Below are 428 nucleotides of genomic sequence, written 5' to 3' on the forward strand. Positions count from 1 at the left end.
TCTCCGGTTGCTTTGGCAAGATAGATCATCTTGGTATGGTATTGCTCCTTGGTGGTGTTATACCAGCGGATCTGAATTTTACCGTCGGATTTATCATGCAATTCAGCAGCGACAGGACGGTTCGGAATACCGATCTTTTCCTGACCAAAGGCATTTTCATTTGGATCCAGTACAAGCCGGATCTCGGTTCCTCGTTTTGCGGCTTCCAGCAGGGCTTCCAATACTTTCGGAGAGGCCACATAGAACATGCCCATCCATAAGGTGTCACCTTTGCCAGCCTGATTGATCTCATGGAGTACAGCGTCATTCACTTTGCCTTCAGTTAAATAGCGTATTCGCAAATCTCCCGTGTTTGAATTCGAGGAAGGAGCTGTGTAGGCAGGAACCTTGCCTCCGCCTGAGATGTCGAGAACAGCTTGCTCGGACTG

Annotated in this window: 1 protein-coding gene; it reads right to left on the bottom strand. The window is 48.8% G+C overall.

The annotated features are described in order from the left end of the window. Positions 1-428, bottom strand: a 428-nt coding sequence (locus FMN63_RS30055) for a phospholipase D-like domain-containing protein (RefSeq protein WP_205513751.1), incomplete at both ends; no start/stop codon positions are given.

The organism is Stappia sp. BW2, assembly GCF_008107695.1.
In the GTDB taxonomy this organism is placed as follows: Bacteria; Pseudomonadota; Alphaproteobacteria; order Rhizobiales; family Stappiaceae; genus Roseibium.